At 72.8% G+C, this 21,213-nt stretch carries 22 protein-coding genes and 3 pseudogenes; 11 read left to right on the forward strand and 14 right to left on the reverse strand.

What is annotated here, in order from left to right:
* Window positions 1-2: 2 nt before the first annotated feature.
* Window positions 3-1,007, reverse strand: coding sequence for a helix-turn-helix domain-containing protein (locus ABT263_RS17955; protein ID WP_352291348.1), 1,005 nt, complete (start codon window positions 1,005-1,007; stop codon window positions 3-5).
* 290 nt (window positions 1,008-1,297) lie between these two features.
* On the opposite strand from ABT263_RS17955, the gene ABT263_RS17960 reads away from it, so the two are divergent.
* Window positions 1,298-1,675 (forward strand): hypothetical protein, encoded by a 378-nt coding sequence (locus ABT263_RS17960; protein WP_329491764.1) that lies wholly within the window; start codon window positions 1,298-1,300, stop codon window positions 1,673-1,675.
* A 294-nt stretch (window positions 1,676-1,969) separates the two neighbouring features.
* Here the strand turns inward: ABT263_RS17960 and ABT263_RS17965 are convergent, their stop codons facing one another.
* On the reverse strand, window positions 1,970-3,016 hold the full coding sequence (locus ABT263_RS17965) for an Lrp/AsnC family transcriptional regulator (RefSeq protein WP_352291349.1): 1,047 nt from the start codon (window positions 3,014-3,016) through the stop codon (window positions 1,970-1,972).
* Between the two features lie 150 nt (window positions 3,017-3,166).
* On the opposite strand from ABT263_RS17965, the gene ABT263_RS17970 reads away from it, so the two are divergent.
* Window positions 3,167-4,351, forward strand: coding sequence for a M20 metallopeptidase family protein (locus ABT263_RS17970; RefSeq protein WP_352291350.1), 1,185 nt, complete (start codon window positions 3,167-3,169; stop codon window positions 4,349-4,351).
* 31 nt (window positions 4,352-4,382) lie between these two features.
* Window positions 4,383-4,709 (forward strand): nuclear transport factor 2 family protein, encoded by a 327-nt coding sequence (locus ABT263_RS17975; protein WP_352291351.1) that lies wholly within the window; start codon window positions 4,383-4,385, stop codon window positions 4,707-4,709.
* A gap of 147 nt (window positions 4,710-4,856) precedes the next feature.
* Here ABT263_RS17975 and ABT263_RS17980 read toward each other — a convergent pair whose 3' ends face one another.
* The 4 genes from ABT263_RS17980 to ABT263_RS17995 form a co-directional block, all read right to left on the reverse strand.
* Window positions 4,857-5,312 (reverse strand): imine reductase family protein, encoded by a 456-nt coding sequence (locus tag ABT263_RS17980; RefSeq protein WP_352291352.1) that lies wholly within the window; start codon window positions 5,310-5,312, stop codon window positions 4,857-4,859.
* Window positions 5,313-5,646: 334 nt separating this feature from the next.
* On the reverse strand, window positions 5,647-6,651 hold the full coding sequence (locus ABT263_RS17985; protein WP_352291353.1) for an NADP-dependent oxidoreductase: 1,005 nt from the start codon (window positions 6,649-6,651) through the stop codon (window positions 5,647-5,649).
* 197 nt (window positions 6,652-6,848) lie between these two features.
* On the reverse strand, window positions 6,849-7,070 hold the full coding sequence (locus tag ABT263_RS17990; RefSeq protein WP_352291354.1) for a hypothetical protein: 222 nt from the start codon (window positions 7,068-7,070) through the stop codon (window positions 6,849-6,851).
* A gap of 57 nt (window positions 7,071-7,127) precedes the next feature.
* A complete protein-coding gene (locus ABT263_RS17995) occupies window positions 7,128-7,814 on the reverse strand; it encodes an SDR family oxidoreductase (RefSeq protein ID WP_352291355.1) in 687 nt (228 codons plus the stop codon).
* 116 nt (window positions 7,815-7,930) lie between these two features.
* Here ABT263_RS17995 and ABT263_RS18000 point away from each other — a divergent pair, with 116 nt between their 5' ends.
* On the forward strand, window positions 7,931-8,491 hold the full coding sequence (locus ABT263_RS18000) for a TetR/AcrR family transcriptional regulator (RefSeq protein ID WP_352291356.1): 561 nt from the start codon (window positions 7,931-7,933) through the stop codon (window positions 8,489-8,491).
* Between the two features lie 175 nt (window positions 8,492-8,666).
* On the opposite strand, the pseudogene ABT263_RS18005 reads toward ABT263_RS18000, so the two are convergent.
* The 3 genes and pseudogenes from ABT263_RS18005 to ABT263_RS18015 form a co-directional block, all read right to left on the reverse strand.
* Window positions 8,667-9,141, reverse strand: a pseudogene (locus ABT263_RS18005) (MSMEG_6728 family protein).
* Between the two features lie 100 nt (window positions 9,142-9,241).
* Window positions 9,242-9,376 (reverse strand): annotated as a pseudogene (locus tag ABT263_RS18010) (glutathione-dependent formaldehyde dehydrogenase); the annotation flags it as partial.
* 58 nt (window positions 9,377-9,434) lie between these two features.
* Entirely contained in the window at window positions 9,435-9,674 is a 240-nt protein-coding gene (locus ABT263_RS18015) for a hypothetical protein (protein ID WP_352291357.1), read from the reverse strand.
* Window positions 9,675-9,883: 209 nt separating this feature from the next.
* Here ABT263_RS18015 and ABT263_RS18020 point away from each other — a divergent pair, with 209 nt between their 5' ends.
* Window positions 9,884-10,054 carry a hydrophobic protein gene (locus ABT263_RS18020; RefSeq protein ID WP_329485246.1) on the forward strand — a complete coding sequence of 57 codons (171 nt, stop codon included), beginning with the start codon at window positions 9,884-9,886 and terminating at the stop codon, window positions 10,052-10,054.
* Window positions 10,055-10,127: 73 nt separating this feature from the next.
* Here the strand turns inward: ABT263_RS18020 and ABT263_RS18025 are convergent, their stop codons facing one another.
* On the reverse strand, window positions 10,128-10,460 hold the full coding sequence (locus tag ABT263_RS18025; protein WP_352291358.1) for a hypothetical protein: 333 nt from the start codon (window positions 10,458-10,460) through the stop codon (window positions 10,128-10,130).
* Between the two features lie 204 nt (window positions 10,461-10,664).
* On the opposite strand from ABT263_RS18025, the gene ABT263_RS18030 reads away from it, so the two are divergent.
* Together ABT263_RS18030 and ABT263_RS18035 are read left to right on the forward strand one after the other, a co-directional pair.
* Window positions 10,665-12,131 (forward strand): aminotransferase class I/II-fold pyridoxal phosphate-dependent enzyme, encoded by a 1,467-nt coding sequence (locus tag ABT263_RS18030; protein ID WP_352291359.1) that lies wholly within the window; start codon window positions 10,665-10,667, stop codon window positions 12,129-12,131.
* A gap of 20 nt (window positions 12,132-12,151) precedes the next feature.
* Complete coding sequence (locus ABT263_RS18035) at window positions 12,152-12,691, forward strand: CinA family protein (RefSeq protein WP_352291360.1); 540 nt, start codon at window positions 12,152-12,154, stop codon at window positions 12,689-12,691.
* A 163-nt stretch (window positions 12,692-12,854) separates the two neighbouring features.
* On the opposite strand, the gene ABT263_RS18040 is transcribed toward ABT263_RS18035, so the two are convergent.
* Together ABT263_RS18040 and ABT263_RS18045 are read right to left on the reverse strand one after the other, a co-directional pair.
* On the reverse strand, window positions 12,855-13,274 hold the full coding sequence (locus ABT263_RS18040; RefSeq protein ID WP_352291361.1) for a hypothetical protein: 420 nt from the start codon (window positions 13,272-13,274) through the stop codon (window positions 12,855-12,857).
* 409 nt (window positions 13,275-13,683) lie between these two features.
* Window positions 13,684-14,349, reverse strand: a complete 666-nt coding sequence (locus tag ABT263_RS18045) for a hypothetical protein (protein WP_352291362.1) — start codon at window positions 14,347-14,349, stop codon at window positions 13,684-13,686.
* 836 nt (window positions 14,350-15,185) lie between these two features.
* On the opposite strand from ABT263_RS18045, the gene ABT263_RS18050 reads away from it, so the two are divergent.
* Together ABT263_RS18050 and ABT263_RS18055 are read left to right on the forward strand one after the other, a co-directional pair.
* Window positions 15,186-15,389, forward strand: a complete 204-nt coding sequence (locus tag ABT263_RS18050) for a cold-shock protein (protein ID WP_030918248.1) — start codon at window positions 15,186-15,188, stop codon at window positions 15,387-15,389.
* Between the two features lie 374 nt (window positions 15,390-15,763).
* Window positions 15,764-17,302, forward strand: a complete 1,539-nt coding sequence (locus tag ABT263_RS18055; RefSeq protein ID WP_352291363.1) for a DEAD/DEAH box helicase — start codon at window positions 15,764-15,766, stop codon at window positions 17,300-17,302.
* Window positions 17,303-17,472: 170 nt separating this feature from the next.
* Here the strand turns inward: ABT263_RS18055 and ABT263_RS18060 are convergent, their stop codons facing one another.
* Both ABT263_RS18060 and ABT263_RS18065 read right to left on the reverse strand, forming a co-directional pair.
* On the reverse strand, window positions 17,473-17,862 hold the full coding sequence (locus ABT263_RS18060; RefSeq protein ID WP_352291364.1) for an STAS domain-containing protein: 390 nt from the start codon (window positions 17,860-17,862) through the stop codon (window positions 17,473-17,475).
* Between the two features lie 485 nt (window positions 17,863-18,347).
* Window positions 18,348-18,629 (reverse strand): helix-turn-helix domain-containing protein, encoded by a 282-nt coding sequence (locus tag ABT263_RS18065; RefSeq protein ID WP_329492399.1) that lies wholly within the window; start codon window positions 18,627-18,629, stop codon window positions 18,348-18,350.
* A gap of 1,067 nt (window positions 18,630-19,696) precedes the next feature.
* Between ABT263_RS18065 and ABT263_RS18070 the strand changes: the two genes are divergently transcribed.
* Both ABT263_RS18070 and ABT263_RS18075 read left to right on the forward strand, forming a co-directional pair.
* Complete coding sequence (locus ABT263_RS18070) at window positions 19,697-20,134, forward strand: Hsp20/alpha crystallin family protein (RefSeq protein ID WP_352291365.1); 438 nt, start codon at window positions 19,697-19,699, stop codon at window positions 20,132-20,134.
* A 322-nt stretch (window positions 20,135-20,456) separates the two neighbouring features.
* A pseudogene (locus ABT263_RS18075) lies at window positions 20,457-20,855 on the forward strand (DUF2267 domain-containing protein); the annotation flags it as partial.
* Window positions 20,856-21,213: the final 358 nt, after the last annotated feature.

Genomic DNA, 21,213 nt, shown 5'->3' on the forward strand with positions numbered 1-21,213 from the left:
GATCAGTTGGTTCTGATGTCCGGAATGGCGGTCGGGGCCGGCACGGGCTCCAGGGTGAAGCTCTGCCCGGCGGGAGGGTCTGCGCAGGGGAGCTGGCGTGCGAGGACGCCCGGGGTGCCGATATCGCCCGGGATGGTCACGCAGGCGTTGCTGTGGACCAGCTGGATGAGGTAGCTGCCGGCGCCTCCCGGCGACGCGCGCAGCCGGAACCGTTCCGCGGTCCCCCGCCGGCCGCAGTAGTCGTTCATCAGACGGGCGCCGTCGGCGAGGAGTGCGGCCTCCACTCCCAGGCAGCCGTGACCCATCACCGGATGGAGGGAGCGGATCGTGTACTGGCCGCCGCCGGCCGGCTCGAAGACGTAGGTGGGCACGTTGCCCGGGCACGCGAACTGCCCTACCTCCCCACCGCTTTCGTGCGTGGTCGACTCCCCCAGGCAGAGTCCGGAGCCCACCGGCCGGATCAGATACGCGCCCGCCGCGACCGGTGCCCGTTCCTGGGCGCCGGAGGAGGGAGCGGGCGAGGCCGGGCGGTGCGCACGGTCGTGGAGGAAGGCCGCCCCGCCCGCCACGGCGGCCGCCAGCGCCAGGACCACCACGATCGGAGTAGCGCTGCGCGGCAGCCGCCGGCGGGAGGGCGCGGGCGGTGCGGTCCGCGGGGCGCCGGGCAGCGTCTGCGGGGCGGGTGGGCCGGCCTCGGCGGGGACGCCGGGCCCCGGGTGGGTGGCCTCGTGTGCCAGCCGCTCGCGTGCCTCGAGCCACACGGCTGGGTCCTCACCGAGTCCGCACGCCCGGACGAAGGCGTCGAGCAGTTCCGGTCGCGGCAGCAGGTCGTGGCGGAGCGCCTCGGCGATCGTGCTGCGCGGGAGCACGGCCCCGACCTCGGCAGCGCGGCGTTCCAGCGCCCTGTAGGTCAGCCCGGACCGTTGCCGAAGCTGTCGAAGGCACGCGACGAACTCGGCCGTATCCCGCGCCAGGGAGGGATTCGGTGGCAAGGGTTGGGAACTCATGCCCCGATCCTGGCGGAGCGGTCCGCGGCCAACCACGTTGATTCAAGACGTTGTTGGCCAGGACGAGGGCGGCGGTGCGGCCGGCGCCGTTGTCCTGCGGTCCGGGAGGTTCGGCTGGTCAGACCGAGTCCGGCATGTCCGACCGTTCCCCGGACAGTCCCGGACCGTCCAGGACAGTCCCGGACAGTCCCGGACACCTCGGGAACCTTGCCCGGCCGTGACCGCGGCGGCAAGGGTGAGGGCTCGCCGGGCCGGCCGGCTCGGCGACCCGCTCACGAGGAGTTCGTTTCATGACATCCCGTCTCCGAAAGACCGCACTCGCCGTCGGGCTGACGGCCGTGGCCTCGCTCTCGTTCCCGGCCGTGTCGGCGGCCGCGGCGCCGTCGTCGTCCGACCTCGCTGCCGTCACCTGCGGCAACGCGAACTGGCCGCACAGCAACCTGGACCCGGGTTCGGGCACGATCTCGGCGAGCAGTGCTCCGGTGCGGACCGGCCCGTACGGAGCGTGCACCCTGGTCGGCTCGTACTCCCAGGGCGTCCGGGTGGACTACGACTGCTACTCCGTCAACGACTACGGAAACACCTGGACCTACGTCCGGGGCCCGGCCGGTAGCGGCTGGATCTACGACGCCAACCTGAGCAACGGCGGCTCCACCGTTCGCTGCTGACCCAGACCGGACGCAGCGGCCGGCCCGGGCGGGGGCACCGGGGGTGCGGGGCCGGTCACGCGCCCGCGGGCGCCCCCCCCGGGCGTGGATCGGCTGCCGGTCGGCCGCCCGCGCCAGCCGGGCCCCTGCTTGGCCGCAGTGGAATCCTTCCGTCCGGCGGGTATGTCGGGCGAACACTTCTGTTGGTTTCCCGCCCGACTGCGTACCGCGGGACCCGCAGGCGGGTCGGCCGGCCGGTGGCGGCGAGGCCTCCGCGACCGTCTCGCGGGGTCGGCACCTCCGGGTGGACCACCGCTAGTAGACCGGGATCGGGTCTCGCCAGATGTCCATCGGAACGGCGCGAACGGCGCGGCCGTCCGGGCCCAGGATCCGTCCCATCCTCTTCACGGTGCGCAGTGACACGCGGCGCTCGGCCACTCGCAGGTCGGGGAACCTGCGGGCGAGTGCGGCTTCCAGTCGCTGGACGTCGGCGAGGGAGCGCTGCCAGACGGAGAGGATGAGGTTGTGCCGGCCGGTGACGGCTACGCACAGCCGGATCTCGGGGAGCCTGGCGAGTTGGGGACCGACCTCGTCGAGCCGGTCCGGAGGGATGTCGGCCCGGAAGGTCGCCAGGACCGGTCGGCCGGCGTCTCCGGCGGCGATCTCGCAGCGGAAGCGGATCGCGTCGGAGGCGGCCAGCCGGTCGAGGCGGCGGCGCAGCGTGGACGGGCTGAGCCCGGTGGCGGCGGCCAGCTCGGCTTGGCCGAGGCGGCCGTCGGCGCCCAGCCTGATGAGCAACTCCCGGTCTTCGTGGCGGATTTCGGCCCGTACTGGGGAGGACATCCCGTAGCCCGTCGAGTGGTCGTCGTGGAGTTCCAGGCGCTGGGCGGGGTCCAGTGAGTCCAGTCGCCAGCGGATCCCCTCGGCGTAGAAGCCGGTCGCCAGGTGGGTGCGGACGGCGGTGATCCCCGGGAGCCTGCCCAACCGTTCGGCGGTGTACCGGGAGACCGTCGCCAGGTCGGTGAAGGCCGCGGCGATGACGAGGTCGCAGCCCTGGGAGAGGTGTTCGACGCTCATCACGTGCGGGTCCTCGGCCAGCTCGTCGGCGATCTGCCGGATCCGGTCGGGAGCGCAGTCGATGTCGAGGTACGCGACGCAGCCAGGGTCCTCGGGGTGGGGCAGGCCGTAGGCGGTCACCCAGGCGATCCCGGCCTCCGAGAGCCGTCGCCAGCGGCGCGCGGCGGTGACCGGGCTGATCCCGAGGGTCTGGCCGAGCAGCGACCAGGGTGCCCGGGGCCGCAGCTGCATCGCGTTCACCAGGGCGAGATCCAACTCGTCCACCGTCACCTCGGAGCCGGTCACCGTCGACTGCCGGTTGGTTCGTTCATCGAAGGGCCTCTTCGTGGCGTGATCCTGCGAAATCGCGGGAATCCCCCGCTGCGGGCTCCAGAATCGCGGAACAAGATCGCTCCGCACAAGTTCCCGCCCCGCGCGGGCCCGATGGAGGTACCTGTGTCCCTACACGACGACGCCCTGGCTCTGGCTCCCGACCTGGTCCGGCTCCGCCACGACCTCCACCGGTTCCCCGAGCTGGGCCTTGACCTCCCGCGCACCCAGGAGCGGGTGCTGCGGGCTCTCGAGGGACTGCCGCTGGAAGTACGTCAGGGCTCCGCGCTGAGTTCGGTCACCGCGGTGCTGCGCGGCGGGCTACCGGGGCCGGCGGTGCTCCTGCGCGCCGACATGGACGGACTGCCGGTCATCGAGAAGGCCCCGCTGCCGTTCGCGTCCGACAACGGTGCCATGCACGCCTGCGGACACGATCTGCACACCGCCATGCTCACGGGCGCCGCACACCTGCTCGCCGCACGGCGGGAGCGGCTCCACGGCGACGTGGTCTTCATGTTCCAGCCCGGCGAGGAGGGCTGGGACGGCGCCGGAGCCATGCTGGCCGAGGGCGTTCTGGACGCGGCGGGCACGCGCCCGGTCGCCGCATACGCCCTGCACGTGGCGTCGACCATGCCGCACGGGGAGTTCAGCTCCCGGCGCGGGCCGATCCTTGCCGCCTCCGATGCGCTGAACGTCACCCTCCACGGTGCGGGCGGGCACGGCTCGGTACCTCACCGGGCCAAGGACCCCGTCCCGGCGGCCTGCGAGACGGTCACCGCCCTGCAGACCATGGTGACCCGCCGCTTCGACGTGTTCGATCCGGTGGTGCTCACCGTCGGACTCCTCCGGGCCGGTACCCAGCGCAACATCATCCCCGAGACCGCCTACTTCGAGGCGACCGTGCGCACCTTCTCCGCCGAGACGCGGGCCAAGGTCACCGACACCGTGGTGGAGCTGGTGCGGGCCGTCGCGGCCGCCCACGGCCTGCGGGCCGAGATCGAGTACCTTCCCGGGTACCCGGTGACGGTGAACGACGGGGCCGAGACCGATTTCCTCGGGGACACCGTCCGGGAGGTCTTCGGCGAGGAACGCTTCCGGACGATGGCCAACCCGATGACCGGGTCGGAAGACTTCTCCCGGGTACTCGACGCCGTTCCGGGATCGTTCGCGTGGCTCGGCGCCGCCCCGAAGGGGAGCGATCCCGACACCCTGCCGCTCAACCACTCTCCCTACGCCGAGTTCGACGACGCGGTGCTCCCCGACGGAGCGGCGCTCTACGCCGAACTCGCCACCCGCCGTCTGGCGGCCTGAACCCCTGCCCGAGGAAGAAGAGATCAAGCACATGAACGAACCGCGCGACGTGGTCGAGCAGCAGCTCACCGCCTACAACGACCACGACATCGACGCCTTCGTCGCCACCTACGCCGAGGACGTCCTCGTTCTCCGGCGGGACGGCAGCCGGTTGGAGGGCCGCCGGGCCCTGCGCGACACCTACACCCGGCAGTTCGCCGCGGGCCGCTGCCGGGCGGAGATCGTGGGACGGCTCACCGAGGGCGACTGGGTGGTCGACCACGAAGTCGCCCACGGCCTGTCCGACGAGCCGGTCCGCGTCCTGGTGGCCTACCGGGTCCGCGAAGGCCTCATCGACCGCGTCGAGTTCCTCAGCTGAGCCGCCTGGGCGTGCGGTGATGTGCGACGGCGCTTGACTTCCCCTGAGCCCCGCTGAGCGGCCGGGTCGGCCGAACGGCCCAGGAGCCCGGCATCGCCGCCGGAGGAGCAGCGACGGCAGGTCGGCCCGATCCCGGTGCCGGGCCGGTCAGCCGTTGCGGCGTTTGCCGAACTCCTCGATCAGTACGGGATACTGCTCCGCGCCGTGTCCGGCGGCGATCGCGCGGTCGGCCATCTCCTTGAGCAACTTCGGCAGTTCGGCGTTCACCCCCACCGCCTCGCTCTCCTCGATCAGGTGCTCCATCGCCCGTGCGTCGGTCTCCAGGGCGGACACCTCGGCCGGGAACGAGCCGGCGTCGATCTGCTCCGCGTATCCGGGCAGCCATTCGGCCACCCCGGCGGCGATCTGCTGTGCGAACGGCGCGTACGGCGCGGCGTCGACGCCGGCCGTCCTGAGCATGGCCGTGCCCTGGAGCCACGCGTTCAGGACGCTCCACATCATGGCCAGGCCGGCCACGTCGTACAGAGCCGCGAGCCCATGGTCCGCCCCCAGGTAGGTGACGGTGCCGAGCGTGCCCAGTGTCGACTCCCACCGCCGCGTCACCAAGCGCGTCCAAGCCGTTCTCCTCGCCCGCGACGCCGGCGTCATCAACTGACTTTGACGAGGCGGCCGTCGACGAAGGTGCCCCAAGCGGTCGGGCCCTGAGAGGCCATCCAGCGGATCACCTCCGAGAACACCACGCTCAAGCAGCGGGTCCGCCGGCTCACGACCGACAACCGCACGCTCGACGGGCGGCTCAAGGCCACTCGCTCCCATCTGCGTTGCCCACACTGCCGCGTCGCCGGCCCCGAAGCCCCGCTGTCCGCGCCAGGACGACACTCGTCTCCCGGCAGCCGAGGGGGGCTCCGCCGGTCTGCCGGCGGGAGGACTGTTTCGGTCAGGTCATCGTGACGACGACCTTGCCGGCCTTCGCGCGGCCCTTCTCGACGTACTCCATCGCCTCCCCGGTCCGGTCGAAGGGGAAGACACGGTCGACCACCGGGCGGATCTTTCCGGCGTCGATGAGCGCGGTGAGTTCGCGCAGCTGGTCGCCGCCGGCCTTCATGAACAGGAACGAGTACGTCACGCCGCGGCGCCGGGCGCGGCGCCGGGTCCTGAAGCTCAGCGCGCTCATCACGAGCCGCAGGGCCGCGTTCGCGCCCAGCTCGCGGGCGAACGCGGCGTCCGGAGGGCCTGCGACGCTGATGACCGTCCCGCCGGGCTTGAGCACCCGCAGCGACTTCTCCAGCGTCTCACCGCCGAGGGTGTCCAGGACGACGTCGTAGCCGTCGAGGACGGACGCGAAGTCCTGCTTCCTGTAGTCGACGACGATGTCGGCGCCCAGCTCCTTCACCAGGTCGGCCTTGGCGGTGCTCGCGGTGGAGGCCACCTGCGCGCCCAGGTGTTTGGCCAGCTGGACGGCGATGGTGCCCACCCCGCCGGAGCCGGCGTGGACGAGGACCTTCTGGCCCGGCCGCACGTGTGCCCGTTCCACCAGTGCCTGCCAGGCGGTCAGGGCGACCAGGGGAAGGGAGGCGGCCTCCACCATGGTGAGTGCGGCCGGTTTGGGGGCGAGGTCGTCCTGGTGGACGGCGATGAGTTCGGCGAACGTGCCGATGCGGTCCTTGTCGGGCCGCGCGTAGACCTCGTCGCCCACCGTGAACCGGGTGACGGACGATCCCACCTGGACCACCACCCCCGCGAGGTCGTTGCCCAGGACGAGAGGGAGACGGTAGGGCAGGATCGCCTTGAAGGCCCCGTCGCGGAGCTTGACGTCGAGCGGGTTGACGCTCGCCGCGTGGATCCGGACCAGGACGTCGTCGGCGCCCACCCGGGGGTCGGGCATCTCACCGGCGTGGGGGCCGGCCTTGTCGCCGTACCGCTCGATCAGGAAGGCCTTCATCGTCGTCTCCGCTTCTCGTCCGGGAGGGGACGGGATCTCTGGTCCATGCTGGGCTTCTCCCAGTAACGGGACACTCTGTGGTGCTTGTTTCGGTCTTCCGGGGCCCGTCGCCGATGCGGCGCTCTGCGCTCACCGGCTCGGCGTCCGCCCCGGGCCCGGGGCGGCGGCGACGCTCCGGTCGCCGCCGCCCTCGGGTGTCAGGCCACCAGTGCGAGGGGGGCGATGACGCGGTTGGGGTCGCCGCCCTGGATGCCGCCCGGGGAGGCGGCGATCGCCTCGTGGGGAACGCCGAGCGGCACCGCGCTGACCTTGGACAGGCGGGCGCGCCGGCGCTCCAGCCGGTGGCCGAAGTTCGCCGTGCCGAGCGCGTACTCGGACACGCGCAGACCCGTCCGGCGTCCAGAAGTCGTGTAACGCATCAGGTGTCCTTGCTCAAGGATCAACAGGGGAGGAAGGGAGGGTGCGACGGGTGCGCTTCACGCCGCGTTCGGCGAGGCGGCCAGGCCCTGCTTGACGTACCGGGTGCTCTCGTCGGCGAGGATCTCGGGCAGGCCCGTCTCGATGCCGTGCAGGGCCTGGGCGGCGACCTCGGCGGGCTCGGCCTTCTGGTCGGCGGGAATCCCTGCGGCCATGTCGGTGTCCATGTATCCGACGTGCAGCGCGGAGACGGTGATGCCGCGCGGGGCCAGTTCCTCCCGGGCCGCGCCGGTCAGTGCCCACGCCGCGGCCTTCGCCGCCGCGTAGGACCCCAGGGCCGCCGGATGCAGCCACGACAGCACGGACAGGACGTTGAGCACGGCGCCGCCGCCGTTGGCCTCGATGACCGGGGCGAAAGCCCGTGTCACCGCGAGCGGGCCGAAGTAGTTCGTCTCCATCTCCAGACGCACCGCGTCCAGGCCGCCCGCGATCAGCGGCGTGGCGGTGGAGATGCCCGCGTTGTTCACCAGCAGCGTCGCGTCGGACGCGACGCGGGCAGCGGCCCGGATCGACTCCTCGTCCGTCACGTCCAGCCGCAGCGGGACGACACCCGGCAGGTCCACCGTCTCGGGGCGGCGGGCCGCCGCGTACACCTTCGCTCCGCGCTCCACGAGCTGCGCGGCAAGATGGCGGCCCAGTCCCCGATTGGCTCCGGTGACCACGGCGACCGCGTCCTTCAGTTCCATGTGCGCTCCCAGCGTCGCGGCGGCCCGACCGTTCGGGCCGCCCCCAATTAGATTACGCATCCAATCTAACCTGCGGCTAGGATAGATGCCAGTCGACATCCAAATGGAGGTGCCCGATGGGCCGCGTATCGCAGGCGCAGGCGCAGGAGAACCGCAAGCGGGTCGTGGAGACCGCCTCACGGCTCTTCCGCGAGCAGGGCACGCACGTCAGCGTCGCCGACCTCATGAAGGCGGCCGGATTGACCCACGGCGCCTTCTACAAGCAGTTCGCCTCCAAGGAGGCCCTCATCGACGAAGCCACCACCCACGCGTTCGAGGAGCTCACCCAGCGCCGCGGTGCCGGACTCGAGCAGCACGCTGGGCAGCGTGAGGCCGCCCGGCGAGCCCTCGTCGACATTTACCTCTCCACGGAGCACCGCGACGACGTGGCAGAGGGCTGCCCCACCGCCGCACTGGCCGCCGACATGGCGCGCGAACCCGGCGCCCGCGACGCCCACCGCGCCTACACCGAAGGAGTGAGCGACTTCGCCGAGTGGCTCGCCACCGAGGACCAGGACGGCATCGCCCAGCTCTGCACGATGGTCGGCGCACTCGTCCTGGCCCGCGCCACCAAGGGCTCCCCGCTCTCCGAGCAGATCCTCACCACCGCGCGCGCAGCCCTGACGGCAACCAGCTGATCCGCACAGCCGGGCTGGTCGGCGCGGTGCTCGACAACCCAGCGCTCGCGGGCCCAGGCGACGCGACCGAGAACCGCCCCGATCGGACGACACCAGCTCGTGCCGCGACGCCGAAGCGGCCATGTCTCGGCGCGCAACCCCAGGCCGGCCGCTGCGCGGCGGGCGGTGGCCCGCCTCACACCCGGCGCGCACGGTCGGATGCGGGCCATACGTAGGACAGGTCGTCCGGTTCGTCCGGGAAGCGGGCCCGGTAGAAGGCCGGGTCCTTGCGGAGCAGCGCGGACCGGTGGCTGGCGTGGAACTCCGCGGCTCCCAGCCACGGAGGGAGTTCTCCCGCACCCGCCAGCTCCGCCTGCGAGCGCACGGCGGGCGACCCGGCGCGCTCCGGCAGGCCGTCCCGGAGGCTGTCCGCACAGGTGTCCCGGCGCCCCTCGGCGGTCCAGGCCCGGCACATCTCCAACCCGTACCGGACGAGCGCCTCCTCGTACCCGGCCCACATCCCGACGGCCGGATGGTGGCGCCAGCCGTACCCGGGGACGGTCAGCCCGCGAAGCACCTGGAGGGGCCTCCACCCGCTGCTTGCCGAGCCGCCTCGGGTCCAGCACCGCGGCGGACTCAGCGAAGTCCGGGTAGGGCAGGAAGGTCTGCACCCCTCCATCGTGCCGGGCCCCTCCGGGGCGCGCGCGGCAACGCGGGCGCCCCGGCCGGCCGGGTCAGTGGCCCGGTTGGGGCCCACCGAAGCGCCGGCGGCCCGGTCGCCGGAAACGGCCGGAGCACCTCGTACAGGTGCAGGTCGGATCCGCACAGTCCGCTGGTGGTGCCCTGACGATGACGTCGGTCGGTCCTTGCTCACGGGATCGGGTCGGGTCCCTCTTCGGTCCTCATGTCCCGCTGGCCGTGCGCCGGCTGACAGCTTTCACTGTGCCCCTGGCCAGGGGTGCAATCACTCGTCGGGTCGGTCGCTCGTGGACTGCTCCCGATCGCCGCTCTCCTGCCGATCGGCCTTCCGGTCGATCCGCTGTTCGGCGACCGGCTGGCCGGCGCGGACGGTCTTCGCCTCCCGGCCGCGGCCGTCCGACGGACCGTCCGGGGTCGCGGGGCTGTCGGGAGTCCCGGGGTGGCCGGGGTCGTCGTGGTGGTGACCGGGCACTCCGCCGGAGCCGCCCTGGGGGATGTCGTCCATGGCTCCTCCTCTTCGGGTACCGCGCGCCTGCCCGGGCGGTCCTGCGCCAAACGGGCACCGCGGCAGCCCGCCGGGCCCGGGAGGCGCCGAAACGGTGGGGCCCCCTGCGCCAAACGGGCCCCTCTACCCCGGCTTGCCGGAAGGATTCGGGTGAATATGCGTGCGACCCCGGGGCAACCGGTTGCTCGACACCGACTGCGGAGGTTCCGATGGTTCCCCTTCTTCTCGTTCTCCTGCTGGCCCTGCTGCTCTTCGGCGCCGGGTTCGCACTCAAGATTCTCTGGTGGGTGGCGATTGCCGTACTCGTGCTGTGGCTGGTGGGTTTCGTGGCCCGTGGCACGCACTCCTCGGGCCGGCGCCACCGCTGGTACCGCTGGTAGGTCACATCCGCAGATCAGGCTCGGCGGGGCGCACGCGTGAAGCGGGCGCCCCGCCGCCGTGCGTGCGGCCCCGTCAGCCGGCCGTCGTTCCCGCCGGACGGGAGCCGTCGTCACGACGGTCCTGAGCGGCCGGCCCGGCGCTCTGCTCGGCTGTCCGGCACGTGTAGCAGGTGTTCCAGCGCGCCTGGCGCCAGGGCTGGTCGGGGTCGGTGGGTCGGTGCGGGGCGAGGGTCATCTCGCCGGTGTCCAGGCCGCACAGGGTGAGGGGGCCGCAGACGCCCGAGGCCTCCGCCGGGGCGGCGTGTGCGCGGCGCACCGGGCCCTGCGGATCGGCCGGGGCGAAGTCCGCTTCCAGGAGCCGAATGTTGGTCGGGGTGTCCGGCTCCAGCACGGTGACGATGTCCATCTCCTCAACCTGGCCGCAGGGACGGTCCGTCGCACCCCCACGGTGGCATCCGGACCAGCCCCGTCGCCCGGTGGGGGGAGCGGAGGGTGCGCGCACCCCCGGCACCCGGGTGCGGACGCCGCCCGGCCCGCGTCCGTCCCGTGGACCTGCGCCGGCTCCGGCGCCACCCCGTTTCCTGCCCCGACCGGTGGGAAGACGCGCGGCATGGACCAGTCCCAGGCACCGGTACTCGAAGGCCTCGCGGCATTCCACGCCAACCCGCTGACCGCCTTCACCCCGCCCGGCCACAAGCAGGGCCGCGGCGCCGACCCCCGCGTACTGGAGACCCTGGGCACGGGCGTCTTCCGCGCGGACGTCCTGGCCACGGGCGGCCTGGACGACCGCCTCGATACGCGAGGCATCCTCCAGCACGCCCAGGAACTGATGGCGGAGGCCGTCGGTGCCGACCACACGTTCTTCTCCACCTGCGGCAGCTCCTTGTCGGTGAAGGCCGCGATGCTCGCCGTCGCCGGTCCCCACGAGACGCTGCTGGTGGGCCGGGACGTGCACAAGTCCGTCGTCGCCGGACTCATCGTCGCCGGGATCCGGCCGCTGTGGGTCGATCCCCAGTGGGACGCGGACCTGCACCTCGCGCACCCCCCGACCGCCGGGTCCTTCAAGGCGGTGTTCGACGAACACCCGGACGCCCGCGGCGCCCTGGTGACCTCGCCCACCCCCTACGGGACATGCGCCGACCTGGAGGCGGTCGCCAGGGTGTGCCATGACCGCGGCAAACCGCTGATCGTCGACGAGGCCTGGGGCGCGCACCTGCCCTTCCACCCCCGGCTGCCGCGCTGGGCGATGGACGCGGGGGCGGACGTGTGCGTCACCTCCGTCCACAAGATGGGATCGGCCCTGGAGCAGAGTTCCGTCTTCCACCTGCAGGGCGACCTGATCGACCCGGCCGTCCTCAAGCAGCGCGAGGACCTGCTCGGCACCACCAGCCCCTCCACCCTGATCTACGCCGCTCTCGACGGCTGGCGCCGCCAGATGGTCCAGCACGGCCGCGCCCTCTACGACCGCACCCTCGACCTGGCCGACACGACCCGCGCCCGGATCGAAGCCCTGGAGGGTCTGCACGTCCACGGCCGCGACGACTTCTGCGCACCGGGCCTCGCCGCCGACCTCGACCCGCTCCAGGTCATCGTCGACATCTCCGCACTCGGCACCACCGGCTACCGCGCCGCCGACTGGCTGCGCTCCCACCACCAGATCACCCTGCACGTCTGCGACCACCGCCGCGTCAGCGCCCAACTCACCCACGCCGACGACACCACGACCGCCGACACCCTCATCCGCGCACTGACCGAACTGGCCGAGAGCGCCCCGGATCTGCGGCCGGCGCCCCGAATCCACATTCCCGCCCCCGGGGACCTGCGCCTGGAGCAGGTCATGCTGCCTCGCGACGCGTTCTTCGGCCCCACCGAACAAGTACCCATCGAGAAGGCGTCCGGCCGAATCACCGCCGAGATGCTCACCCCCTACCCGCCGGGCATCCCCGCCGCCCTCCCGGGCGAACGCCTCAACGACGACGTGATCGACTACCTGCGCAGCGGCGTCGACGCGGGCATGCTCGTCCCCGACAGCGCCGACCCCGAACTCGCGTCCCTGCGCGTCGTGGTCGAGACCTGATCCTTGCCTGAGAGATCCCCATGCCCCCCGACACAGGCCGCACCGGACACGGCGGCCAGGACGGCTCCCGCGGGCTCGACCCGGCCGGCGTCCTGGTCCGACAGATCACCTCCGCGCTGGCCGCCGCCGACCACAGCGTCGCGGCGGCCGAATCCCTCACCGGCGGCCGCCTCGCCATGGCGCTGTCGGACGCGCCCGGCTCCGGCTCGACGTTCCTCGGCGGAGTCGTCGCCTACGCCACCGACCTCAAGACCGGGCTGCTGCACGTCGATGCCGCCCTGGTCGGCGAGGTCGGAGCCGTCCATCCCGAGGTGGCCGCCCAGATGGCACAGGGCGTGCGCGCCCTCACCCGGGCCACCTACGGCCTGGCCACCACCGGCGTCGCCGGCCCCGCCCCGCAGGACGGCCAACCGGTGGGCACGGTCTTCGTGGCCGTCGCCGCCCCGCACGCCACGATCACCACCCAGCCCGAGCCGCGCTCCGGGCACCGCAACGACATCCAGAACGACGCGGTCCTCGCCGCCCTGCAGCTCCTCCACGACCTGCTGCGACCCGACTGATCAGCACGGACACAGTTCGGGCGCACAGGCGTGGCGCAGTCGGGGAAGAGTCTCCGCGTCGGCGAGGGCTGTCTTCCCCCTGGGCCGTGGACGGGCCGCTCCCCCTCTACCCGTGGAGCGCTTCCCGCCGTGCCCGGACCGTGCCCGGACCGGCGGGCGCGTCTCACCCGAGCGGAGGCGCGTCAGCCAGCTCGAAGCCCGCGGCGGGCGGCCACGCGGGCCGGGAGAGGATCGTCGTCAAGGGGATGCACAGGTACAGGGCCTCCCACAGACGTCGGCAGGCCCGACCGAGCGCCTCGCCCGCCAGCGCCGATTCCACACTCCGCAGACACGCGACCGCTTCCTCCACCGTCGCCGCCTCCACGACACTCCGCGGCCTGCCGGAACGGTCGCGCAGCGCGTTCTCGACAGCCACGGCCAGGTGCTGGCGGTCCGGCGTCTGCGACGGCCGGCCGACTGCGGACCGCAGACGACGCGCCACCTCCGCGGCCGCATCGCCGGACCGCCGGTCGAAGAGCGGCACCCCGTCGTCGAGGACGGCCGCCGCCAGGACCAGGAGGCCTTCGTCGACCCGTAGGGCCACTCGCCGCCGCCCACTCCCGGGCTCCCCGCCGTCTGGGCGGCCGGGGGCATCGGTTCGCTGTGCCGTTGCTTGCTCCATAACCGCAGGCTGCTGCCGAGTCACACGCCGTGGCCAGCCCAGCGCACCCGTCCAGGTGAGCCGCGCCCCGGACGTCGGAGGGGCCGCGGCGCCGTTTCGCCCGAGCAGGCCTCCTTGCCCACCCGAGGAGCCGCTCGGCACCCCTACCGCCCGCGAGGTCACGGTGGCCCTGGCGCGTCTCCCGCCGACGCACTCGACCACGGGACACGCGGCGCCCGCTACGCCCTGTTCGGGTCGGCCTGGATCCCGTGTCCCGATCACCGCCGCCGCCCGCTACCGGCACGGCCTCCTCGTCTGGTCCGCCTGACCATCTCCGGGGCGGGCCGCCCGGCTACCGTCCGGCCGGCTTCGGTGCCTCCAACTCGGTGTGGTGGACGGTGAAGCCACCCCGCAGGACCGGGGCGAACGGCGCCGGCGCCATACAGGTGCCGACCACCGGCTGGTACGGCTTCCCGTCGGCCCCCGTGTCCATGTTCGCCACGCCCCAGGAGAACCCGAGCCGACCGTCGCCGTGCCCGGTGCCCTGGTAGACGCTCAGGCCTATCCGCTCGCCGGTGTTGCCCACGTCCGACCTGGTGACGACAGCCGTCAGCGTGGCGACCGGGCCGCCGGTGCTCAGGCAGTCCACCTCCGCCTCGGCGCTGTAGACCTCCCCGGTGGCAGCCCTCCGGTGGGAGTAGCGGATGGTGCCCCGGGCGTCGGTGGGCAGCCCCTCGGACGCCTGGGTACCCGGCAAGGGGCGGGTGTACGGCTCCGCCCAGGCATCGAGGGTGAACCGGATCTCGTCGTCCGGAGTGATCGCGTACCAGATACGGGCCGTACCACTGACGCTCGCAGGACGACCGGGCCGCCCGTCCTGCGGCACGGACGGGCCCGCAGCGGGGCCGGTGGTACCGGTGGCCGACGCCGGAGCGATCCCCGCGAGCCCGGCAAGGGCCAGCCCGGCAGCGGCGGCACCCCGGACGACACGGGCGCTGACGCGGGCACGGCTACGCATACGGAACATGGTGGGCTTCCCTCCTCCAGGCGGCCCCGTCGGCCGCCGTCCTGATGCCCCTAACCCTCGCCTCGCCACCCCCTCCCGCACATGTGCCGATCGGCATGAACGGGGCCGCCCTCCCGGGGCGTTGAACCCTGCCAATCGGCACGGCGCAACGCTCCGGGAGAGGCCCTGCCGACCTCAGCCCCCCGATGCCCGGTCACGCCCCCGCCCGCTCAACGGCCCCGCAGGGACTCCTCCGTCGGCTCGTCGCAGTCGAAGCCGTGGCCGCCGTGCGGCACGTCAGCCAGCCGCCCCTCCGGTGGCGAGCGCACCGGTGTCTGGTCCGCGTTCCGCGGTACGCACCGGAAAGCGCGGGCACGAGGCTATTCCGGCGCATTCGATTTCGGGGGACGGAATGCCGTGTACGCCGCCCGGCGCCTTGGATTGCAAGGTGGGCGGGGTACGTCACGTTTACGGCGCTGCCGGAGGAACCAGGGTGCCCGCCAGTAGCGGGACACATTCTCCCGGGGGACACCGGTGCCGACGGGGGTGCCGATGCTTTGTCAACTGGCCTTCCATAGAAGGGCGTTGGTGATCCGGCGAGCTCGGGTCCGGCGGGCCCCGAGGAAGGCTGTCGCACAACCGGAGGTGAAGAAATCCACCACGGGAGGCCGTGACCTGCTAGAGTCGCTCTTAGTTGCAGTAGTGGTTCCCATGAACTTTGTGTGCGCCTGCTGATGTATCGCAGGCGCATTTTTGTTTCCCGGTTCTTCCCCGGGTGGGTGCTCATCGCGGCGACTCGAAGCACGCACGGTGCGTGCTTCGGACAGCCCCTTGAAGGAGATTTCTTTATGGCTAATGGCACTGTGAAGTGGTTCAACGCGGAAAAGGGCTTCGGCTTCATCGAGCAGGAGGGTGGCGGCCCCGACGTCTTCGCCCACTACTCGAACATCAACGCCAACGGCTTCCGCGAGCTGCTCGAGGGCCAGAAGGTCGAGTTCGACGTCACGCAGGGCCAGAAGGGCCCGCAGGCCGAGAACATTCGTCCGCTGTAGTTTCTGCCACGGCACCCGCCTGGTAGCGAGGGGCCCGCACCGCGTACTTGATGCCCGGTGCGGGCCCCTCGGCATTGCGCCACGACGCGCATCCCAAGGCCGTTCAGGCCCCTGGCTCCGCCACCGGCGGCCATCCCCGCGCGAGACGCCCAGCGCCGCGTCCGGATCGGCGCCCTGCCGTGAGATCTCACGGTTCGAGGTTCTTCGCTCCCGCCCCCTTCGCGGTGAGCGCCGACCGTAGGTGACGTGCCGCACGGTTCTACCGTCCACGCTCCGCCCGTCACACTTTCGGCCCGTTCCCTTGCGGTCTCCGCCGGCGCCTCCGCGCCACGGAGCCTTCCTCGTGACGTGCCGCCCTGAGGAAGGTCTCCCACATGAACCGCTCCAGTCGCTCCTCGTACCAGAACGCCAACTCCCGCTCCTCCACGGGCTCCCGCTCCGGCGGCAGCTCCTTCTACGGCGACCGGCCCGCCGGCGGCCGGTACTCCTCCGGCGGCCGGGGCTCCCGTCAGGGCTCGTCCCCGCAGGGCGAGTTCGCGATGCCGGTCAGCACCACCCCGGCGCTGCCGGCCGTCGAAGCGTTCGACGCGCTGGACATGCCGAAGGCGCTGCTGTCGGTCCTCACCCGCCAGGGCGTCACCGCGCCGTTCCCGATCCAGGCCGCGACGCTCCCGAACTCGCTGGCCGGCCGCGACGTCCTCGGACGAGGCCGCACCGGCTCCGGCAAGACCATCGCCTTCGGCCTCGCCGTCCTGGCCCGCACCGCCGGGCGCAAAGCCGAGCCGCGCCGCCCGCTGGCCCTGGTCCTGGTCCCCACCCGCGAACTCGCCCAGCAGGTCACCGACGCCCTCACCCCCTACGCCCACGCGGTGCGCCTGCGGATGGCGACCGTGGTCGGCGGGATGTCGATCGGCCGCCAGGCCCAGACACTGAACCGCGGCGCCGAGGTCGTGGTAGCCACCCCCGGGCGGCTCAAGGACCTGATCCAGCGCGGCGACTGCCAGCTCGACGGCGTCGGCATCACCGTGCTCGACGAGGCCGACCAGATGGCCGACATGGGCTTCCTGCCGCAGGTCACCGAGCTCCTTGAGCAGGTCGCCGAGGGCTGCCAGACGATGCTCTTCTCCGCCACCCTGGACCGCAACGTCGACCGCCTGGTACGCCGCTTCCTCAAGGACCCGGTCACCCACTCGGTGGACCCGTCCGCCGGAGCGGTCAGCACCATGGAGCACCACGTGCTGCACGTCCAGAGCTTCGACAAGAACGCCACGATCGCCCACATCGCCTCGCGTGACGGCGGGGTGATCATGTTCATCGACACCAAGCACGGCGCGGACCGCCTGGTCGACGAGCTGCTCGCCAACGGCGTGAAGGCCGCGGCCCTGCACGGCGGCAAGTCCCAGCCCCAGCGCACCCGCACCCTGGAGCAGTTCCGCACCGGCCAGGTCACCGCCCTGATCGCGACCAACGTCGCCGCCCGGGGCATCCACGTCGACGGCCTGGACCTCGTCGTCAACCTGGACCCGCCGAACGACCACAAGGACTACCTCCACCGGGGCGGGCGCACCGCCCGGGCCGGCGAGTCCGGCACCGTCGTGACGCTGGTGCTCCCCAACCAGCGCCGCGAGATGGCCCGGATGATGACCACGGCCGCCATCACCCCCGTCACCACCCGGGTCGCCGCCGGCGACGAGGAACTGTCCCGCATCACCGGCGCCCGCGTGCCCACCGGCATCCCCACCGTGATCGCCGACCCCGTCGCCGAACGCCCCCGCCGCAGCGCGTCCACCAGCCGTGGCCGCCGCGGCCGCCCCGCAGGCGGCTCCGGCGACACCCGGTCTGCCGCGGGCCGCGACAACCGGGGCACCTCCGGCCGCCGCCGCGCGCCCGGGCGCGTGGCCCTCGCCGCGTAGCTCCCGCCGGGCCCGGTGCTCACAGCGCACCGGGCCCCGTTCGCCACGCCGGGCATGCCCGCCGACACGAAGTCCCACCGGGCTCAGCAGCCTCGGGCTACCCGCGTCCCCGCTGCCCCGGCCACCGGCGGCCTTCTCCCCGCGGGGCGCTGCTCCGCGGCGGTGCGACCTCACGCGAACCCGGGCATGCTCTCCTGGGTGAAGGCCGCCGCAGGGTCCGCGCCCACGAGCAGGACCTGGTCCACGCCGGTACGACGCAGCAGAGCCGCGACGGGTGCGGTCGGACGCAGCAGGTGAAGCTCCGACCCCGCTTCGCGGGCGCGCAGGTGGGCGCGGATGAGGGCGTTGAGGCCCCCGGAGTCGCAGAACGCGACCCGGGACATGTCGACCACCAGCTTCCCGGGAACGGCCGGCGCGTCCAGGACGCTCTCCACGGCGGCGCTCAGCAGTGGACCGGTGGTCTGGTCGAGGTCGCCCGCTGCGTCGAGCACCACGTCGCCCGCGTCCGGCCTCAGGCGGACATCGAGGGCAGGAGGTCGACTCTCCTCGGAGACGGTCACCGTTCACTCCTTGCGGCCCCGCTCTCGGCGGCCCGGGGTGCGCCCGCGAAGCGGGAATCTGACCTGACGGCCCGCGTGCGGGGGCACATCACACCGTAGTGGCCGGGGGCCCGGCGGACCACCCGCGTGGGCGAACCGCCTACGGGCGGGTCCCGGGCAGAGCCGGCCGGGAGACAGGCGCGGTCCGGTCGGCGGAAGTGGGCCGGTCATCGCCGCCGGGCAGGCGTCCTGACCCTGGCGCGACGGGGGTGGATGGGCCTGTCGGGGCGTGGGCTCGGGAATGACGACGAAACCGTCGTACCCGGTGGTCACGGACAGCTCGCACGGGTGAGGCGGGGTCTGCGGCCGGCCCGCGCAGGAGAGCACGCTCCGCGATCCAGGATCGACGGCCGGCGGCGTTAGTCTCAGACGGGCGGCCGGGCGGCCTGCGGTGAGCGCTTGTCGCCCACCGCGGGCCGGTCTCGTCGGCCGGGCGGGGCAGACGGTCAGGTATCGGCGTCGGGGGCCTGGCCCTGCTGGGAGCGGCGGAGCTCGTCGTTGATACGCAGGGCTTCTTCGAGCTGGTCTTCCAGGATGACGATGCGGCAGGCTGCGTCGATGGCGGTGCCCTGGTCTACGAGGTCACGCGCGCGCATCGCGATGCGCAGCTGGTAGCGGGAGTAGCGTCGGTGGCCGCCTTCGGAGCGCAGGGGGGTGATGAGGCCCTGGTCGCCGAGGGAGCGTAGGAAGCCGGGTGTAGTGCCGGTCATCTCGGCGGCGCGGCCCATCGTGTAGGCGGGGTAGTCGTCGTCGTCGAGACGGTCGGGGGTGTCGGGGGTATGCGGTCGGATGGTTGCCGTGGTCACTGCACCTCTTCTTGTTGTGTCCGGGGACGCGCTGAGGGGCCCCGGGGCCGTTGAGGCTCCCGGGGCCCCGAAGGGTTTTACACCATCTTCCGGCCCTATGGCCGGGTTCCTTGAGTCCGCCTCGCCCCGGCTGAGGGGGCGTGCGGGGATCGCGTATGCGTGACCGGAAACCACCGTCCTTGCCTCGGGGTCCTCGGATTCCGCCCGGTGCATTGCCTCACGGGCCGGGCGATCCTGATGGCGCTACGTCCCTCCGTTCATCCTCTGCACTACCCGGGTTCTGTCCCTGCGAACTGCGGTTACTGCTGTACTGCCAACTACTGCCGCGGCGGTCCTGATGGTCCGCCCGGTCCGGCAGCCAGCCCCGTCGCCCGTCGTGCTCACCTGCTCGGCTTGGAACCCCACTGCCCGGACCTCCCAGCACGCGCGCCCGCAGTCCTGGCGCCTTTGCTGGGATACCGCGTCCTGCGACTGCTGGTACTGCCCAACTCAACTTCACCTTCGGGTCATGCACTTGCTGAACTGCGGTAACGCTGGGTGGCGGCCCCTGATACCTGCGGGCCGCCCGGAGCGGCCGCCGGTCCTGTTGCCTTACCGCACATCCCTGGCTTCAGGACCCTGCAACCGCGCCGACCTGCGAACTTGCGTACTGCTGCCCGCCAGTTCGTGTCTGGCGGGTACTGCTTGACCGCGTCTACGGGAGAAACAGTAACCACGACGCCAGGCAATGTCTACTTCAGCGGGCATAGATTTTCCGGTGCGTACCGAGGAGGCAGTCTTCTCCCCGCGCGAGGGCCGGGGCCGGCGGTCCGCACCCGGAGCCCACACCGGCCGGGACCGGCGGCGGCCCGCATCCGGCGCGACCGCTCCCTCCTGGCGTCACCCTTTCGGAGACATCAGCGGTTGTCATCGAATGGATGACATGCTACAACGGTGTCAGGTGAAGCGCATTGGCACTTGGTTGCCTGGACCACTGGAGGTGTTTCGCGATGTTGATGCGCACCGACCCCTTCCGCGAGCTGGACCGTCTGACCCAGCAGCTCGTCACCCAGAGCGGGACCTGGAGCAGGCCCGCCCCGATGCCGCTGGACGCCTACCGGGCCGACGACGAGTACGTGATCGCGTTCGACCTTCCCGGGGTGGACCCGGCGGCGATCGACATCGACGTGGAGCGGAACATGCTGACCGTCAAGGCGGAGCGGCGCCCGCGCCCGGAGGCCGAGGGCGCGCGCATGGAGCTCTCGGAGCGGCCGCTGGGCGTGTTCTCCCGCCAGCTGATGCTCTCCGACACCCTGGACCCGGAGGGCATCAGCGCCGACTACGACGCGGGCGTGCTGACCCTGCGCATCCCGGTCGCGGAGAAGGCCAAGCCCCGCAAGATCTCCGTCACCGCCCAGGGTCCGGCCCCCAGGCAGATCCGCGCCTGACCTCCTGAGCCTGCCGCCCTGCGCCCTGCACCCCCGGGCCGCGCAGGGCGGCACCCCCTCCGGCGCCCGCCCGGGCGTCAGCGGGGAAGGGCCGGCCCCGGGTGGTCGCCGACCCACGGCGCCGCCCGCAACCGTGCCGACAGCACCGGCCACCACCCGGCGCTACGCGGCCCCAGTACCCGGTCACCCGGATCCTGCGGCCCACCGGCCTGGGACGGCGCCTGACCGGCGGACCCCGACCCCACCGCCGCCGGGCCCGCGAACGGCAGCAACCCGCGCCCAGGCCCAACCGCCCACCCACGCATCCGGAGAGGCAACCACGATGACTCTTCGACCCGAGGCGTTCCTGGCCCAGGTCCGAGAACGCGGCGAGTACCCCACACCCCGCGAGGCCGATCAGGCCGCCCGCGTGGTCCTGGCCCTGCTCGGTGCCCACGTCGCCGGCCGCGACCGGGCCGAGCTGGCGGCCCGGCTCCCGGAGACCTTCGCCCTGGTCCTCCTCAACCCCCTACAGGCCGCCCAGCCCCTGGACGCGGAACGGTTCGTACGGGCCACCGCCGCCTGGATCCCCGGCGCGAGCGAGGCGACCGCCGCCTGGGACGTCAGCGCCGTCCTCAGCGTCGTCGCCGACGCCGCGGGCGACGACCTCACCCACCGCCTCCTGCTCCAACTCCCCCCGGGTTACGACCTCCTCTTCGGCCGCCCCGACCCCGCAGCAGGGCCGCCCCGGCCACGACCCGGCACACCCGCCTCGACCGCGACCGCATCCACGGCCGCCACCAGAACAGCCCGAGGGCCGAACGCGCCCTGACCACGGCCAGGGCGTCCTCGGCGCACGACTCGCCGGCGAGGAGCGGTGCACGCCTCGCCGACGCCTTCCCCGTCGAGGCCTGCAACGCGACGACCGGCGAGCTCCCCCTCCCCGGCCACTGGTGGCCCCTGTCGTCGTCAGCGCTCCTGTTCGGCAACGCGCGACCGGCCACCGCGGCCCGACACCCCGCACCATCACCGCGCCGCGCTGAAGCCGACCGTCCAACACCGGCCATGGCCGTGCCCCGGGCCCGCGGGCCCGGGGCACG

Source organism: Kitasatospora sp. NPDC001603 (assembly GCF_040298365.1).
In the GTDB taxonomy this organism is placed as follows: Bacteria; Actinomycetota; Actinomycetes; order Streptomycetales; family Streptomycetaceae; genus Kitasatospora.

What these genes read in the sequence shown, in the direction of transcription:
- ABT263_RS17955 (WP_352291348.1), bottom strand. Translation starts at nt 1,007, where the DNA reads ATGAGTTCCCAACCCTTGCCACCGAATCCCTCCCTGGCGCGGGATACG.
- ABT263_RS18045 (WP_352291362.1), bottom strand. Translation starts at nt 14,349, where the DNA reads ATGCGTAGCCGTGCCCGCGTCAGCGCCCGTGTCGTCCGGGGTGCCGCC.
- ABT263_RS18070 (WP_352291365.1), top strand. Translation starts at nt 19,697, where the DNA reads ATGTTGATGCGCACCGACCCCTTCCGCGAGCTGGACCGTCTGACCCAG.
- ABT263_RS18015 (WP_352291357.1), bottom strand. Translation starts at nt 9,674, where the DNA reads ATGGACGACATCCCCCAGGGCGGCTCCGGCGGAGTGCCCGGTCACCAC.
- ABT263_RS18025 (WP_352291358.1), bottom strand. Translation starts at nt 10,460, where the DNA reads ATGGACATCGTCACCGTGCTGGAGCCGGACACCCCGACCAACATTCGG.
- ABT263_RS18020 (WP_329485246.1), top strand. Translation starts at nt 9,884, where the DNA reads ATGGTTCCCCTTCTTCTCGTTCTCCTGCTGGCCCTGCTGCTCTTCGGC.
- ABT263_RS17960 (WP_329491764.1), top strand. Translation starts at nt 1,298, where the DNA reads ATGACATCCCGTCTCCGAAAGACCGCACTCGCCGTCGGGCTGACGGCC.
- ABT263_RS17975 (WP_352291351.1), top strand. Translation starts at nt 4,383, where the DNA reads ATGAACGAACCGCGCGACGTGGTCGAGCAGCAGCTCACCGCCTACAAC.
- ABT263_RS17990 (WP_352291354.1), bottom strand. Translation starts at nt 7,070, where the DNA reads ATGCGTTACACGACTTCTGGACGCCGGACGGGTCTGCGCGTGTCCGAG.
- ABT263_RS18055 (WP_352291363.1), top strand. Translation starts at nt 15,764, where the DNA reads ATGAACCGCTCCAGTCGCTCCTCGTACCAGAACGCCAACTCCCGCTCC.
- ABT263_RS17995 (WP_352291355.1), bottom strand. Translation starts at nt 7,814, where the DNA reads ATGGAACTGAAGGACGCGGTCGCCGTGGTCACCGGAGCCAATCGGGGA.
- ABT263_RS18065 (WP_329492399.1), bottom strand. Translation starts at nt 18,629, where the DNA reads ATGGGCCGCGCCGCCGAGATGACCGGCACTACACCCGGCTTCCTACGC.
- ABT263_RS18030 (WP_352291359.1), top strand. Translation starts at nt 10,665, where the DNA reads ATGGACCAGTCCCAGGCACCGGTACTCGAAGGCCTCGCGGCATTCCAC.
- ABT263_RS17985 (WP_352291353.1), bottom strand. Translation starts at nt 6,651, where the DNA reads ATGAAGGCCTTCCTGATCGAGCGGTACGGCGACAAGGCCGGCCCCCAC.
- ABT263_RS18050 (WP_030918248.1), top strand. Translation starts at nt 15,186, where the DNA reads ATGGCTAATGGCACTGTGAAGTGGTTCAACGCGGAAAAGGGCTTCGGC.
- ABT263_RS18035 (WP_352291360.1), top strand. Translation starts at nt 12,152, where the DNA reads ATGCCCCCCGACACAGGCCGCACCGGACACGGCGGCCAGGACGGCTCC.
- ABT263_RS18000 (WP_352291356.1), top strand. Translation starts at nt 7,931, where the DNA reads ATGGGCCGCGTATCGCAGGCGCAGGCGCAGGAGAACCGCAAGCGGGTC.